The sequence below is a fragment of the Streptomyces sp. NBC_00690 genome (assembly GCF_036226685.1).
Classification (GTDB): Bacteria; Actinomycetota; Actinomycetes; order Streptomycetales; family Streptomycetaceae; genus Streptomyces.
This window is the reverse complement of sequence record NZ_CP109009.1, coordinates 3,110,187-3,125,590: the sequence shown is the minus strand read 5'-3', so window position 1 is coordinate 3,125,590 and position 15,404 is coordinate 3,110,187. Positions and strand designations below refer to the sequence as shown.

The window sequence follows — 15,404 nt, the reverse complement described above, 5'->3', positions numbered from 1 at the left end:
AAGCGGTGGGCCACGGCGAAGGGGCGGGCCCCGGTCTCCCGGACGCCCGCCCCTCCCATCACCTCAGGGAACTCGGTTACGGAGTGACCTTCTCGATCACCACGTTCCCCGCTCCTGCTGCCGCGCCGTTGGTGTTCACCAGTCGGACCTGCCCGAAGAACTTGCGTCCCTCGGGCGCCGCACCGGCGACCACGACCTCGGCCGAGACCTGTGCGCTGCCGCCGGTCGCCAGCGTGACCTGCTGGCCGCCGTCGACCTTCAGGTCGCCCAGCGAGGGGGCGTAGTAGGCGTCCCGGTAGTCGTACTCGACACCCGCGGTGCCGGGAACGGAGTAGCCGTCGACCACGATGTCGTACACGCCGGGGGCGGGCTTGAGCAGCGTGACCGCTTCCTCGGAGTCGCCGTCCGCGGACTGGGCGACGACCGCGGTGCCGCGGCGGACGACCAGGTCGAGGTCCGCTGCGGTGTTGGAGACCTTGCCGATGGCCACCTCGAAGCGCTCGACGCCCTCGCCGATGGTCACGCGGGTCGTCTTCTGCTCACCGTGGAGGATCGTCGGCCGGGCGGTGACCTCGGTGCCGAGTGGACCGCCGACCAGCTTGCCCGTGAGGGCGGCGAGGTCGTTGTTGACCTTCCACTCGACGGGGGTCGGGGTGCCGACCTTCGCCTCGGGAAGCGTCTTGACGGCCGGGTCGAACGTGGCGCCCAGCAGGGCCACGTCCAGCTTGTACGGGTTGTCCAGCAGCGGCGAGGTCCGCCGCGACTCGACCTCGATCTCCCAGACGCCCGGCTGCGGGTTCGCGTACGAGCGGACGTCGGGCCGGCAGGTGTTCGCCGGGTTGTTGTAGTTCGGGTAGCAGAAGATCGTGGAGCTGTCCTCCATCTGCACGCCGTACGGGTGGATCGAGATGAACCGGGTTTGGCTGCCGGTCGCCAGACCGCCGAGGGCGACCTCAAGCGACTTGGCGCCCTGCGGCACGGTCACGAAGTACGACTTGTGACTGTTGCGCTGCACCTCGTCGGTGTACGACAGCTTGTGCGAGGGGCCAGTGACCGGGGTGGAGACCACCACGGTGGACAGGATCTGCTTGTCCACGCCCTCGGTGCGCGGGTCGTCCAGCTCCAGGATGGCGCTGTGGACGCCGCCGGCCTTGGGGCGGGCCTGGACGGTGACGGTGACCGGCTGGTTCAGCGGCAGCCGGACCCGGTCGCCGCCGAGCAGGCGGAAGACCTTGCCGTCGTTGTACTTCCACTCCAGGTTGTGCCAGAGCGCGCCCGCAGGACCGGTGGTCCGGGTGACGGTGATGTCGTACGTCTTCGACTGGCCGACCTTCAGACCGCCCTCGCGGTCGTAGAGGCCGGTGCCGAAGCCGGGCGTCTTCAGCGCAAAGTCGATCGAGGTGTCGACCGAGGCCTTGACGCCGTACTCGTGCGCCGTGGCTCCGTTCTGGATCGACTCCCAGGCGCCCACGACGTTGACCATGCCGGCGCCCTGCTCGTGCGCCTTCACACCGGAGATCTTCTTCGCGGTACTGGTGAGCGCGGTGCGCAGCTTCGCCGGGGTCAGCTCGACGCCGCGCTGCTTGGCAGCCGACAGCAGCAGCGAGGCGGCGCCCGCGGCCTGCGGCGAGGACATCGAGGTGCCCTGCATCATCGAGTAGCCGGGCGGCAGTGCGTAGCCGGCCTCGGCGACCGGGCCGCCGGCCGTCCACGTCTGCGTGGTGTTGATGGCCGCGCCGGGGGCGGTGATGGTCGGGGTGAAGCCGCCGTCCTCACGCGGGCCGCGCGAGGAGAACGGGATCAGCGCGCTCTTCTTGGTGACGACCGAGCCGTAGTTGGAAGCCCAGGTCTCCTTGGTGATGGAGGCCGCGACGGAGATCGCCTTGTGGGCGACGCCCGGGTCGCCGACGGTGTTGACGCCGGGACCGTCGTTGCCGGCCGAGATGACCAGCTGGACGCCGTAGAGGTCGATCAGACGGTTGTACATCTCGGCGCGGGCGTTGGCGCCGTCGTTCAGCGCGGGCAGTCCGCCGATCGAGATGTTGACGATGTCCACGCCGCGCTCGATGACCAGATCGGCCAGGCCCTCGGTCAGCGCGATGTTGGTGCAGCCGCCGGTCCAGGTGCAGGCGCGAGAGGAGACCAGCTTGGCGCCGGGCGCCGCGCCGCTCATCTTGCCCCCGAAGAGGCCGTTGGCGGCGGTGATGCCGGCCACGTGGGTGCCGTGCGAGCCCTCGATGATGCCGAAGTTGACGTAGTCGGCGACGGCGCCGGTCGTCGGGTGGACGACGTCCTCGCGGACCTCGATGACGAACGGAATCCGCTCGGCGACCGGGGTCGCGGGGTCGTCCTTGCCGAAGTACCCGACCTGGAAGCCGTTGCGGTACGGCTTCATCTCGGTGTCGTTGGTGAAGTCGGCGTCGTTGTTGAGGTCGACGCGGACGGTCCTGGTGGTCGGGTCGTACAGCAGCGCCCACTGGTCGGTGGTGTCGCCGTCGCGGTTCAGGTCACCGTTCATGTCGCCACCGATGGTGGCGCTCTCGGAGAAGATGCTGAACTTGTAGTCGCCCGTGGGGGCCGCGTACGTACGGCTGTTGACCGCGAAGGTGGGGCCCTTGACGCCGAGCTGCATCTGGCGCCAGGTGTTGTCGCGGTCCAGCACCGGGTCGGTCGCCGTGACCCAGTCGACGATCTTGCGCTCGCCGGTGGTGGTCTTCTGGAGCGCCGGGTGGCTCACGTCGATGCCGGAGTCCATGATGCCGATGGTCACACCGCGACCGTCGAACTTCCGGTTCTCCTTGACGAAGTCGACCGCGCCCGTCTCGAAGGACGGGTTGTACGGGTTCTTCGCCGGGGTGTTCTTGTCCGGGGCGGGCTGGGCGGCGGTCTGCTTGGCAGCCTTGCCCGCGGCCTTGACCCGATCGGCACCCGGGGTGGGATCGTCCAGCTTGATCTCTTGCTTGAGGTCGATGCCGACCACGCTGGAGAGCTTCGCCGCCGAGGCGAGCGCGTCCTCCGCCTTGCCGGTGGGGAGCGTGGCGCGCACATAGCCGAGCTTGTCGTAGGTCTTGCCGACCGTGGCGCCCGGGACCGCGTCGAGCTGGCCGCTGACCTGCTCGGTGGCGCCCGGGGTGGTGGCGACCATGACGGTGACGGTCTTGTCGCCCTTGGCTTCGGCTTCGGCGAGCAGTTCGGCATCGGCGGCGCCGAGCTTGTCGGACGCCTTGGCCTGGACGCCGGAGGTGTTGCCCGGGTCGGTTGCGGGGGTGGTCGTGGCGAACACCGGTGCGGTGCCTGCCGCTACCAGCGCTGCCACCAGTGAGGCGGCAGCGGCGACGCGGGCCGCGCGTCTGTGCCCAGGCACGGAGCTCCCGGATATGGGGCTCTGGGATTCGGGGGTCATCAGCATCCCTGTTGGTAAAAGAGACGTTTTCCCTGTTGCAAACAGCTTGACGGTTAGTCAGTCCGGATTTCGGTGCCGGATGACCGCTCAGCCTTTCGTACGCCATGGTGGTTTGGGGAGGGTTAACTGCCCCCTGAATGGGACGATGGCGCCAACCCGCCACGGGGGAGGATGCGCCACCGGGAACAAACAGGGTGTTACCGGCCGGTAGGGTCGTGTGCGTATGGAATGGCTGAAAGCGGCTCAACTCTCCAGGTTGGAGCAACTCCCGGGACACCCGCCCGAGTCCTTGTGGCTGATCGCAGTCGACTACAGGAGCTGCCATGCACACACAGACGGTCCGACACGCCTTGGTCGCCTTGGTGGCGCTCGCCGCCACCGGGGCCCTGGTGGCACCGGCCGCCGCGTCGCCCACCCTCCCGACCGCATCGACCCACGCCTTCAGCTCGTCCACGGCCGGCGCCCCTCGGGGTGATCACGACGCCACCCAGCGGGCCATCGATGCCATGGTCCGCGAAGGGGTGCCGGGGATCGTGGCCCAGGCGCGCGACCGCAAGGGCGCCTGGAGCGGCACCGCGGGCGTCGCGGACCTGCGCACCGGCCGGGAGCGCCAGGGAGGCGACCGCTACCGGGTCGGCTCCATCACCAAGACCTTCGTCGCCACCGTCCTGCTCCAGTTGGAGGCACAGGGCCGACTCGACCTCGACGACTCGGTGGAGCGCTGGCTCCCGGGGGTCGTCCGCGGCCAGGGGCACGACGGCCGTCGCATCACCCTGCGGCAGTTGCTCAACCACACCAGCGGCATCTACAGCTACACCGATGACCCGGAGTTCCAGCAGAAGGTCTTCGGCATCGACTTCCTCCAACACCGGTACGACACCTGGCAGCCGCGCCAACTCATCGACCTCGCTCTGCGGCACGCGCCCTACTTCGCCCCCGGCGCCGACTGGCACTACTCCAACACGAACTACGTCCTCGCCGGGCTCGTGATCGAGAAGGTGACCGGCCGGCCCTACGCCAAGGAAGTGGAACGCCGCATCCTGCGCCCGCTGGGACTGCACGCCACCTCCGTGCCGGGAACCGACACCGCGATGCCGCGCCCCGCGGGCCGCGCGTACTCCAAGCTCTCCGAGGACCCGGCCGCCACCAAGATCCACGACGTCACCGAACTCAACCCATCGGTCGCCCATGCCGCGGGCGAGATGATCTCGAACTCGGCGGACCTCCAGCGCTTCTACCGGGCGCTGCTGAAGGGCTCCCTGCTGCCGCCCGAGCAGCAGAAGGCCCTGACCGAGACGGTCCCGCTCTCTCCCGATCTGCCGGGATACGGCTACGGGCTCGGCCTGATGAGCCAGAAGCTCAGCTGCGGCAAGGAGGTCTGGGGGCACGGCGGAGGCATCCACGGCTCCGACAGCCGGGCCGCCGTGACCGAGGACGGCACCCATTCGCTGGCGATGAACTTCAACAGCGACTGGTTGGGCGACCGGGACTCCGTACTGGAAGCCGAGTTCTGCCGCTGATCGAGGAGGGCTCACCGGGGCAGGACCACCACATAGGCGGCGGGGGGCCGGTCTCCCGCCGCCGTCAGGGCCGTCTGCACGACCATCGCCTGCTGCTCCGGGAAGTCCCGCAGCTTCCGGGGCGTCAGATGAACCACGGTGATCCCGAGCCGCTCCAGGTGCTCCCGCTTGCGGGCGTGCTCCGACCAGGTCGCGTCCTCGTCCTCGCGCGGGGCACGGGTGTTGAGCTCCACGGCGACGGCCTGGTCGGGCCAGAAGACGTCCACGCCACCCAACTGAGGCCCGCCCGGCAGTCGCAGGTCCACATTCCACAGCGGATCGGGCAACTGGTAGTCGCGCACCAGGTCGTACAGCCGCTCCTCGGCGATCGAGCGCCCCTCGGCGAGCAGGGAGTCGACCGCGTCCGCCACGTGCGGCAGCGCCAGCAGCCGTCCCCGGCTCAACTCCGCCACCAGCGAGGCCGGGTCGCAGTGCCCGTCCTGTACGGCCTCGGTCAGCAGCAGGCTTACGGCAATGGGGTCGGTGAGGCCCCGGACCGCGTCTGTCAGGGCGCGTGCCACCGGGGCGATCGGCAGCCCGGTGACCTCTTCGGCCGGGGGCAGCGAGTGCGTGCGCACGATGCGGGCGCACCCCGTGGAGCGCAGTCGACGGGTGCGCGGCACGAGCACGTCGATGTGCTCGACACTGGTCAAGGGGGGTGCGCTGGTGAACTGGTAGAGCGCGAGCGCCGCCATCCCGGTGATCAGGGCATTGGTGTACGGGGGAGCCGTGTCGTGTTCGGCCTGGGCGGGGATCACCGGTCGCCCGGCGTACAGCAGGGCTCCGTGCAGCCGTTCCTCGCTGGTCGGCGTGCCTGAGTGGAGCAGATACACCCCGGGCAGCAGCGCCTGCCACGGTCCGCCGGGGCGGCAGCGCGCGGCGGCCTGCGCGGGGGAGACGCCGTGGTCCCTGAGTTGAGGCGTGGACAGGAGGCGCGGCTTGATGCCGGCCAGCTGGGGCAGGGGGAAGACGTTCATGCTGCGGGAATGCCCATCCGGAGTGGGTGAGCTAACACGCCGTTACCAATTCGTCGACATTTCTGGACAAGGTGGCCCTAAAGTACGGATGTTCGACTGCCGAGGTAGAGGCCCCTCGCCAAGGGCTCGGGCAGGCTCTTGTTTCGGCGTGCGCTCGGTTCTGCGCTCGGTCCTCGGACGGATGCGCGAGTGCGCAGATTGAGCGCGGCGCTAGGGGCGTTTGCCATGACGGGGATGGGCGTGAGGCCCTGGCCGCCCGGTATTTGAGGTTCCGGCCATCCTCAACTCACCGCAACGCACCAAAGGCGCGCCACCTGCTGCGGTGGCGCGCCCCTGGTATCGGCGTCCTGAGTCAGACCGTGGCGTCCCGGGCCTGCGCGCGGGCGGCGCGGGCCAGGTCGTCCCGGGCTTCGAGCACGAGTCGGCGCAGTGCGGCCGGTGCGTCCTCATGGGCGGCGACCCATGCGTCGGTCGCCGCCAGCGTGCCTTCGGCGTCCTGGAGGGAGGGGAACAGCCCGCGCACCACGTCCATGCCGATCTGGATGGACCGCTCCTGCCACACCCGCTCGATCACCTCGAAGTACTTCGTGGTGTAGGGCGCCAGCAACTCCCGCTGCCCCGCCTGGGCGAAACCGGAGATCGTCGCGATGACCAGCGCATTGGAGAGCGTGTCCGATTCCACCATCTGCTCCCATGCCGTGGCCTTCGCCTCGGCCGATGGGCGGGCGGTCAGACAGCGGACCTCGTGGCGCTTGCCGGACGCGGTGTCGTCCCGGGCCAGCTCCGCGGCGATGCCGGATTCGTCGGCGACTCCCTCGGCGACCAGCGGCTCCAGGAACGCCCAGCGCATCTCCTGGTCCACGTCCAGCCCGTCGATCCTCGCCGTCCCCGCGAGGAGCCCTTCGAGTAGTTGGAGATCGGCCGCCGAGCGTGCGGTCGCGGCGAAGAACCGTGCCCAGGTGAGCTGGTGCTGACTGCCCGGCTCCGCGAGCCGCAGCTCCCGCAGGGCGCCCTCGGCGAGCAGTCGGCCGCCCTCCTCGCGCCATTCGGGGGCCGCGTAGTGCACCAAGGCGGTGTGGGTCCAGGTGTGGAGCATCTGGAGTACGCCGATGTCGCTCTCGCGCCCCGCGAAGCGCAGCACCAGATCGACGAAGTCACGCGTGGGGACCAGGGCGTCCCGGGTCAGGCTCCACAGCGCCGACCAGCACAGGGCGCGCGCCATCGGGTCGGCGATGTCGCCGAGGTGGGCCCGCAGGGTCTCCAACGAGCCCTCGTCGAAGCGGATCTTGCAGTAGGTGAGGTCGTCGTCGTTGACGAGGACCAGATCGGGGCGATCGGTGCCGGCGAGCTCCGTGACGACGGTCCGGGCGCCCGTCACGTCCACCTCGGCCCGGGCATAGCGGACCAGGCCCGTTTCCGCGCCCTCGTAGCGGTAGAGGCCGACGGCCACCCGGTGGGGGCGCAGTACGTCGCCGTCCTGGAGGATCGCGAGTTCGGTGATCCTGTCGGCCGCGTCGTAGGTCGCCACCGGGGTCAGCGCGTTGACGCCGGAGGTCTCCAACCAGGAGCGCGACCAGGCCGCCATGTCCCGCCCGGAGGTCTCCTCCAGGACGGACAGCAGGTCGGCCAGCCGGGTGTTGCCGTAGGCGTGCCGTTTGAAGTAGCGGCGCGCGCCTTCCAGGAACGCTTCTTCTCCGGCGTAGGCCACCAACTGCTTCAGCACGGAAGCACCCTTGGCGTAGGTGATGCCGTCGAAGTTCAGCTTCGCGTCCTCCAGGTCGCGGATGTCGGCCGTGACCGGGTGGGTGGAGGGCAACTGGTCGGCGCGGTAGGCCCATGCCTTGCGGTTGTTGGCGAAGGTGATCCAGCCGTCGGTGAAGCGGGTGGCGCCGACGATCGCGTACGAGCCCATGAAGTCGGCGAACGACTCCTTCAGCCACAGGTCGTCCCACCAGACCATGGTGACCAGGTCGCCGAACCACATGTGCGCCATCTCGTGGAGGATGGTGTTGGCGCGGCGCTCGTAGGACGAGCGGGTTACCTGGCCCCGGAAGATGTACTCCTCCCGGAAGGTCACACACCCCGGGTTCTCCATGGCGCCGATGTTGTACTCGGGCACGAACGCCTGGTCGTACTTGCCGAACGGGTACGGATAGTCGAACCGGTCGTGGAAGAAGTCCAGGCCCTGCTTGGTGATGAGGAAGATGTCGTCCGCGTCGAAGTGGCGGGCGAGCCCCTTGCGGCACATTGCGCCCAGCGGGATCTCCAGCACGGTCCCGTCGGGGAGCGCACGGGTGTAGAGATCGGTTTCGTAGTGGTACGGGCCGGCGACGACGGCGGTGATGTACGTGGAGATCGGCTTGGTCGCGGCGAACCGCCACACGCCGTCCTTCGCACTGGTCGACGGGTCCTCGGCGGCGCTGTTGCTCCAGACCGTCCAGCTCTCGGGGGCGGTGACCTCCAGCTGGTAGGGGGCCTTGAGATCGGGCTGCTCGAAGTTGGCGAAGACGCGTCGGGCGTCGGCCGGCTCGTACTGCGTGTACAGGTAGACCTCGCCGTCCTCCGGGTCGACGAACCGGTGCAGCCCCTCACCCGTACGGCTGTAGGCGCACTGGGCGTCCACCACCAGGACGTTCTCCCGGGCCAGTGACTCCAGCGCGATCCGGGAACCGTCGAAGACGGCGGACGGGTCCAGGGCGCTGCCGTTCAGCGTGACCGAGGTGACGGACGGGGCGATCAGGTCGACGAACGTCGAGGCGCCCGCCTGCGTACTGCGGAAACGGATCGTCGTGACCGATCGGAAGGTGTGCGGGTCCGCCGTGCCTCCCGACTGTCCATCGACGGCGGAACGCAGGTCGAGGCTCACCTCGTATCCGTCGACGGACAGCAGCTCCGCCCGCTGACGGGCTTCGTCGCGGGACAGATTCTCACCGGGCACGGGCACTCCTTCGTGGCTCGTTCGAACAGGACCGATCCTGCCATGTGCACCTGGCAGCCGGTATCCCGGGAATCGGTCGGTGGCCGGGCGCGTTGTCGCGTTCACGCGCCCGGCGCGCTGCTATCTGGTTTTGGCTGAGTTGTTCTGTGTTTGTTCCGTGGTGCCCGATGAGGAGATGCATGTCCGAGAACGGCAAGACCCCGGTGGACTTCTGGTTCGATCCGCTGTGCCCCTGGGCCTGGATGACCTCCCGGTGGATGTTGGAGGTGGAGAAGGTCCGCGACGTCCAGGTCAGCTGGCATGTGATGAGCCTCGCCGTGCTGAACGAGGATCGTCTCGACGAGCTGCCCGAGGGATACCGCGAGCTGCTGAAGAACGCCTGGGGCCCGGTGCGGGTGGTCATCGCCGCCCGGGAGCTGCACGGCCCCGAGGTGGTCGGGGACCTCTACACCGCGCTCGGCACCCGTTTCCACAACCGTGGGGAGGGGCCGAGCAGGGAGGCGATCGTCAGCGCCCTGGAGGAGGTGGGACTGCCGGTGGAGTTGGCCGACTACGCCGACCGGGACACCTATGACACCGAGCTGAGGGCCTCCCACAAAGAGGGCATCGACAAGGTGGGCCAGGACGTCGGCACCCCCGTGATCGCGGTGCCCGGCGCGGACGGCGAGCAGATCGCCTTCTTCGGTCCGGTCGTCACTCCCGCGCCCAAGGGGGAGGAGGCGGCGAAGCTGTGGGACGGCACGCTGCTGGTGGCGTCGATCCCCGGTTTCTACGAGATCAAGCGGACCCGTACGGCGGACCCGTCGTTCGACTAGGTCGTGTCTGACGGGCGCGACCTAGGCACGGCCCAGGAGTATGGATCAGGACCGCTGCCCGCCCTGTCGCTCGCCCGGCGCTGACCCCGTACGTGAGGCAGGGCACACGGCCCGTAAGGCAGGGGCCCGCGGACGGTCCGCAAGGAACGGAAGTGCCCCACGAGTCACGTCCTCGTGGGGCACTTCCTCTTTTCCGCCTGCGCGTGAAGGGTGAGAAGACGATCACGGGCAGGACGCGCGGCCGGCCCCGCGACGGGCCCGGCTGGGTGCTGCGGTCAGGGGGCGATGAGCGGGGTGCGCTCCTTGGCCTCGGCGTAGCGCTTGGCCACGTCCTGCCAGTTGACGACCTCCCACATGGCGTCGATGAAGTCCACCTTCTGGTTCTTGTACTGGAGGTAGAAGGCGTGCTCCCAGGCGTCGAAGACCAGGATCGGCACCGAGCCCTGGCCGACGTTGCCCTGGTGGTCGTAGATCTGTTCGACGATCAGTCGACGGCTGACCGGCTCGTAGGCGAGGACGCCCCAGCCCGAGCCCTGCGTCGTCGCGGACGCCTTCGTCAGCTGGGCCTTGAACTTCTCGAAGGAGCCGAAGGACTCGGCGATGGCGTCCGCGAGTTCGCCGACGCCGTCTTTCTCCAGCGGCTCGCCGCCGCCGTCTCCGGTCATGTTGTGCCAGTAGATGCTGTGGAGGATGTGTCCGGAGAGATGGAAAGCAAGGCTCTTCTCCAGGCCGTTGATGGCCCCCCAGGACTCTTTGTCACGGGCCTCCGCGAGCTGCTCAAGGGTGTCGTTGGCGCCCTTGACGTATGCGGCGTGGTGCTTGTCGTGGTGCAGCTCGACGATCTGCGGATTGATCACCGGTTCGAGCTCGGTGTAGTCGTACGGCAGATCAGGAAGTGTGTAGATGGCCATTGCTCCGGTCCCTCCGACTGCTTATTGCGCATCTTATGCAAGTGCACGTTAGCAGCAGCATGGGACCCTCGCAGATCAGGCATTGGTCCTAGGTCATTGGTGCCGTACCGGTCCTCGCGAGCACCGCCAGATCCGGGAAATCCGTCACCACCGCGTCCACCCCGAGCCCGTAGTGGAGGGCGTACTCACCGAAGGCGTCGCCGAATTCCCAGGCCGCGCCATGCCGACGGAAGTCGCCGCTCAGATAGGCGTTTTCCGCGCGGAACGTGTACGCGCCGACCTTCAGGCCCGCCGCATGCGCATCGGCCAGCAAGGGGGACGGGGGGAGGACCGACGCCTTGTCAGGTCCGATCCACCGCGCGTAGCGGGCGATCTCCCGCAACCCGTCCGGCGTTCTCATCCGGGCGTACGTGGTGTCGTGGCCGAACGGCCCGCCCGTGGTGCCCAGCGCCTGCCACAGCGGCAGTCCGAGCCCGGCCGCGGCGAGCCGTCGCAGGCTCGACGGCTCGAAGGACTGGACGGTGCACTCGGCGTGGCCGAGGCGGTTGCGCCGAACGGCGTGCACCACCGCGGGCTCCAGCGGCAGTCCGATGGAGCGGAAGTAGCCGGGGTGCTTGAGCTCGGGGAAGAGGCCGATCGGGCGTCGGTGGCGGCGGGCGAGGCGCCGGGTGAGGTCGATGACGTCCTGGAAGGTCAGGATCGGCGACCGCCCGTCGAAGACCGTGTTCCGGTTGCGCAGCAGAGGCAGCCGTTCGACGGTGCGCAGGGTGGTGAGTTCGGCGAGGGTGAAGTCCTCGGTGAACCAGCCGTGCGCCCGTCGGCCGTCGATGACCTTGCTCGTTTCCCGGGAGCGGAACTCCCGGTGTTCCCGTACGTCCGTGGTCTGCGAGATCTCGTTCTCGTGCCGCACGACCAGGACCCCGTCCGCGGTCGCCACCAGGTCCGGTTCGAGCCAGTCCGCCCCGACGGCCGCGGCCAGGGCGTAGGACTCTGCGGTGTGCTCGGGCCGCCAGCCGGGCGCCCCACGGTGTCCGATGACCACGGGCCGCCGTTCACCGCCGTGCGCCCGAGCCGGGTCCGTTCGGGTGGCTGCCGCCGCCCCCGCGGCCAGGAGCACCGAACGCCGCCCCGGGACGATCGCCACCGGCGCGCCTAGGACGCTCGGGCCAGGGCGCGGGCCGCGGTCAGTTGCTCCAGATGGTCCTCGTACGCCTTCGCATAGAACACCGCCCGTGCCGGGTCCGGCTCCACGACCTCGACCGGGGCGGTCCAACGCGCGGTGTCCAACTCGGTGCCGCAGCGCCGCGCGGCGGAGAGGACCGCGCCGCGGGCTCCCACCTCGCCCTCGGCGATGCGCAGCGGCCGGCCCAGTACATCGGCGAACAGTCGGGTCCACGCCGAGGAACGGGTCCCGCCCCCGCACAGCGTCGGCGAACCGGTCAGCCCGGCCGCCTCCAGGCAGTGCCGGGCCGCGAAGCCGATGCCCTCACAGACCGCCCGCACCAGGTCCTCGCGGGTCGTCTCCAGGGACACCCCGGTGAACTGCGCCCGCAACCTCGGCTCCACGAAGGGTGCCCGCTCGCCGGACGGGGCGAAGTAGGGCAGGGCCCGTACCCCGCGGGCGCCCGGGGTCGTCGAGTCCAGTACGGCGTTGACCTCCGAGTGCGACACGCCCGTGATGCCGAGCACCCAGTCGAGCGCCGCCGTCCCCACCATCGCCGGCATCGCCCGTAGCCACTGCTCCCGCCGGTCGATGGAGATGTGCAGCCCGGCGGGCTCGCCGGCCAGGTCCAGTTCGCGGGTGACGACGAGCGCGGCCAAGCAGGTGCCCACGATCAGCAGTCCGTCGCCGGGCGAGGTGACCCCCGCGCCCTCGGCGCAGGCCGCCAGATCGTAGGGGCCGCTGGTGACGGGCGCTCCGGAGGGCAGTTCCGCCACCGCGATCGGATCGCTGATCACGGGCAGCAGTCGGCGCCGGTGGGTGAGCCCGAGCGCGGCCACTACCTCGTCGCTGTAGTTGCGCGTCCGTGGGTCGAGGAAGGGCATCGACGCATCGGAGACATCGGTCGCCCTTACCCCCGTCAGCCGTTGGAAGACCATGTCCTTGCAGGAGACGGCGGCGGCTGCGGCATCCAGTGCGGCCGGCTCGTAGCGGTCCAGCCAGGCGAGCACCGGGCCGGGACAGCCGGGGAACACGGCGCTGCCCGTGCGCCGGTACACGGTGTCCACGATCCCCGCCGCCTGCCACTCCTCCACCAGGTCTCTGGCCCGGCCGTCCATCCAGGAGATCGCGGGCCGCACTCCCCGCCCCGACTCGTCGACCAGCCAGACCCCGTCGCCCTGTCCGGTGAGCCCGACGAGCGCGGGTTGCCCGATGCGGGTGGTCAGTGCACCCGTCACCTCCTGGACCGCGCCGTACACCTCGTCCATGTCCTGCTCGACGCGCCCGTCCTGGATGTCGAGGCGCAGCGGGCGCGACTCGGTGTGCAGGGGTTGTCCGCGCTCGTCGAAGGCGACGGCCTTGACCATGGACGTGCCCGCGTCGATCCCGATGAAAGCCGTCATCGCGCCCCTCCCGGTTCATGGGTTCCGCGCGTGAGTCTTCCCCGGCGGCCCGGCCCCGGCACGGACCCGCGCCCGAACTGTCCCCTGGCCGGCCCTGCATCGGAGCGCGGCGCGGATCGATCCCGGACAGAAAGGGGGGCGCGGCAATGGTTCCGGGCAGAAAAGGGGCCCGGCGTCGATCCCGGGCGGGAAGGGCGCGGGGCCGAGGCCGAAGGCCCCCCAACAGACCCTCGGCTCCGGCCCCGCAGTGGCCTCCACCGGTCCGCACATCGCCGGACGGAGGCAGGTACAGCGCAGGAACGCCCCTCTCAGAACGTCTCCCTGACCCTTCTTCTCAGCAGTTCGTGCAGCCCTACGCCAGGGCGTTCGCGGGCGCCTCACCCCTGGCGTACCGCACCACCTCGGCCGCCGCGATCCTGGCCGCCTTCCGCGCCACCGACTGGCTCGCGCCGGCCACGTGCGGGGTCAGCACCACGTTCGGCGTCGACAGCAGTCGAGCGCCCGGCCGCAGGGGCTCCTCCTCGTAGGTGTCGAGGGCGGCGGCCCCCAACTGCCCGCTGTCCAGCGCGTCGCACAGGGCCTCGGTGTCCACGAGACCCCCGCGGGCCGCATTCACCAGCACGGCGCCCCGGGGCAGCATCGACAGCTCACGGGCTCCGATCAGTCCCCGGGTCTGGGGGGTGAGCCTGGCGTGCAGGGTCAGCACCTGGGACCGCGACAGCAGCGCCTCCAAGGACGGCGTGCGGATGCCGCGCACATCGCCGCGCACATACGGGTCGTAGACCTCCACCTCGGCACCGAACGCGCCCAGCACCCGTGCCACCCGGCTGCCCACCGCCCCGTAGCCGATCAGCCCCACGGGGGTGTCCTCCAACTCCAGTCCGCTGCGCTCGTACGTGTAGTACGAACCGTCCCAGCCGCCGGTCCCGGTCAGTGAGCCGTGCGCCTCCGGGATGCGGCGCAGCGCCGAGAGCATCAGCCCGATCGTGAACTCGGCCGTCGCCGCCGCATTGCGGCCCGGTGCGTAACAGACCCTCACCCCGCGCTCCCTGGCCGCGTCCGCGTTGACGTTCACCGGTCCACCGCGGCAGACCGCGATGAGTTTGAGGTCCGGGGCCGCTTTGAGGACCCGTTCGGTGAAGGGGGCCATCTGGGTGATGCACACCTCCACCCCGTCCAACGCTCGGATCAGCGCGTCCTCCACATCGCTGGCCTCTTCGACTTCGCCGACCTGCCCGAACGGCTCGATCGGCCAGGGCAGGGTGAGTTCGGTGAGCTCCAGCGAGGAGTCGGCGAGGTCGTGGCGCAGGGCCTCGGCGATCAGGGAGTTGCGGACGAAGTGGTCGCCGGCAGCCAGGACTTTCATGCAGTTCCTCCGCGTGATCGTTCGCGAGATCGTTCATGGCCTGTGCTCGGGGTGGACTAGACCTCGCCCAGCGCGCAGACCTCATAGGGGATCTGGTGCTCGTCGAGTTCGCGCAGTGCGTCGGCCGGTGCGCCGCCGTCGATGAGCACCAGGTCGAAGCGGGAGAGTGGGGCGAGCCGGTGCAGCGCGGTCCGGCCGAGCTTGCTGTGGTCGAGCAGGAGGATGTTCCTGGCCGCCGAATCGAGCATGGCGCGCTTCACGGACACGATGTGCTGCTCCTGGTGGTACGCGAACCCTGCGGACGCCGCCGACGTCGAGGTGAAGGAGATATCGGCCCGCAGCGACTGCACGGCCTCCATGCACGAGACCCCGAGGAAGGAGGAGTGCAGCGGATCGTAGTCGCCCCCGAGCGCAATCAGACGGATGCCGCGCTCGGTGGAGAGCAGGGTGAGTGCCTCCAGGAAATTGGTCACCACCGTCAGCGGGGCCACCCCGCCCAGCCGTCGGGCCAGTTCCAATACCGTCGATGAGTCGTCGAGCATCACCGCCATGCCCGGTTCGATGAGATCCAGTGCCCGTGCCGCGACGGCCGCCTTCTCCCGGCGCATCGATTTCATCCGGTACGCCACATTCGATTCGAAGACCCCGGACGGCTGCGCGGTGACGCCTCCGTGGAACTTGCGGACGACCCCCTGCCGCTCCAGTTCGTCCAAATCGCGGTGCACGGTCATGAGGCTGACCCCGAACCGCTCGGCGAGTTCCGCAGCGGCGGCCTCGCCCCGCGCCAACACATGGTCGGCTATCGCCTCCCTGCGTAACGCGGGGCGTTGCCGTCCCATCCGACCTCCCACGCCCGATGGCCTGAATCGC

At 69.7% G+C, this 15,404-nt stretch carries 10 protein-coding genes; 2 read left to right on the top strand and 8 right to left on the bottom strand.

The genetic code is table 11. From position 1 onward, the window contains the following. Positions 1 to 76: 76 nt before the first annotated feature. The gene (locus OID54_RS13765; RefSeq protein ID WP_329018964.1) at positions 77 to 3,409 is read right to left on the bottom strand and encodes a S8 family serine peptidase; all 3,333 of its coding nucleotides are present in this window, start codon (positions 3,407 to 3,409) and stop codon (positions 77 to 79) included. A gap of 317 nt (positions 3,410 to 3,726) precedes the next feature. On the opposite strand from OID54_RS13765, the gene OID54_RS13760 reads away from it, so the two are divergent. Further along, positions 3,727 to 4,923, top strand: coding sequence for a serine hydrolase domain-containing protein (locus OID54_RS13760; protein ID WP_329018962.1), 1,197 nt, complete (start codon positions 3,727 to 3,729; stop codon positions 4,921 to 4,923). A gap of 11 nt (positions 4,924 to 4,934) precedes the next feature. On the opposite strand, the gene OID54_RS13755 is transcribed toward OID54_RS13760, so the two are convergent. Further along, positions 4,935 to 5,939: a hypothetical protein gene (locus tag OID54_RS13755; protein ID WP_329018960.1), complete on the bottom strand. Its 1,005-nt coding sequence runs from the start codon at positions 5,937 to 5,939 to the stop codon at positions 4,935 to 4,937. Positions 5,940 to 6,291: 352 nt separating this feature from the next. Continuing rightward, positions 6,292 to 8,877: an aminopeptidase N gene (gene pepN, locus OID54_RS13750; RefSeq protein WP_329018957.1), complete on the bottom strand. Its 2,586-nt coding sequence runs from the start codon at positions 8,875 to 8,877 to the stop codon at positions 6,292 to 6,294. A gap of 179 nt (positions 8,878 to 9,056) precedes the next feature. Between pepN and OID54_RS13745 the strand changes: the two genes are divergently transcribed. Next, a complete protein-coding gene (locus tag OID54_RS13745) occupies positions 9,057 to 9,692 on the top strand; it encodes a mycothiol-dependent nitroreductase Rv2466c family protein (protein WP_329018954.1) in 636 nt (211 codons plus the stop codon). Positions 9,693 to 9,967: 275 nt separating this feature from the next. Here the strand turns inward: OID54_RS13745 and OID54_RS13740 are convergent, their stop codons facing one another. The 5 genes from OID54_RS13740 to OID54_RS13720 form a co-directional block, all read right to left on the bottom strand. Continuing rightward, positions 9,968 to 10,603, bottom strand: coding sequence for a superoxide dismutase (locus tag OID54_RS13740; protein WP_329018951.1), 636 nt, complete (start codon positions 10,601 to 10,603; stop codon positions 9,968 to 9,970). Between the two features lie 88 nt (positions 10,604 to 10,691). After that, a complete protein-coding gene (locus OID54_RS13735) occupies positions 10,692 to 11,747 on the bottom strand; it encodes a glycerophosphodiester phosphodiesterase family protein (RefSeq protein ID WP_329018948.1) in 1,056 nt (351 codons plus the stop codon). Positions 11,748 to 11,755: 8 nt separating this feature from the next. Further along, on the bottom strand, positions 11,756 to 13,168 hold the full coding sequence (locus OID54_RS13730) for an FGGY-family carbohydrate kinase (protein WP_329018945.1): 1,413 nt from the start codon (positions 13,166 to 13,168) through the stop codon (positions 11,756 to 11,758). Positions 13,169 to 13,520: 352 nt separating this feature from the next. Next, positions 13,521 to 14,534: a 2-hydroxyacid dehydrogenase gene (locus tag OID54_RS13725; RefSeq protein ID WP_329018942.1), complete on the bottom strand. Its 1,014-nt coding sequence runs from the start codon at positions 14,532 to 14,534 to the stop codon at positions 13,521 to 13,523. Between the two features lie 56 nt (positions 14,535 to 14,590). Further along, entirely contained in the window at positions 14,591 to 15,373 is a 783-nt protein-coding gene (locus OID54_RS13720; RefSeq protein WP_329018940.1) for a DeoR/GlpR family DNA-binding transcription regulator, read from the bottom strand. Between the last annotated feature and the right edge of the window lie 31 nt (positions 15,374 to 15,404).

Bases quoted from the DNA above. Each gene is read 5' to 3' on its own strand.
- OID54_RS13765 (WP_329018964.1), bottom strand. From the start codon at position 3,409: ATGCTGATGACCCCCGAATCCCAGAGCCCCATATCCGGGAGCTCCGTG.
- OID54_RS13760 (WP_329018962.1), top strand. From the start codon at position 3,727: ATGCACACACAGACGGTCCGACACGCCTTGGTCGCCTTGGTGGCGCTC.
- OID54_RS13755 (WP_329018960.1), bottom strand. From the start codon at position 5,939: ATGAACGTCTTCCCCCTGCCCCAGCTGGCCGGCATCAAGCCGCGCCTC.
- OID54_RS13745 (WP_329018954.1), top strand. From the start codon at position 9,057: ATGTCCGAGAACGGCAAGACCCCGGTGGACTTCTGGTTCGATCCGCTG.
- OID54_RS13740 (WP_329018951.1), bottom strand. From the start codon at position 10,603: ATGGCCATCTACACACTTCCTGATCTGCCGTACGACTACACCGAGCTC.
- OID54_RS13730 (WP_329018945.1), bottom strand. From the start codon at position 13,168: ATGACGGCTTTCATCGGGATCGACGCGGGCACGTCCATGGTCAAGGCC.
- OID54_RS13725 (WP_329018942.1), bottom strand. From the start codon at position 14,534: ATGAAAGTCCTGGCTGCCGGCGACCACTTCGTCCGCAACTCCCTGATC.
- OID54_RS13720 (WP_329018940.1), bottom strand. From the start codon at position 15,373: ATGGGACGGCAACGCCCCGCGTTACGCAGGGAGGCGATAGCCGACCAT.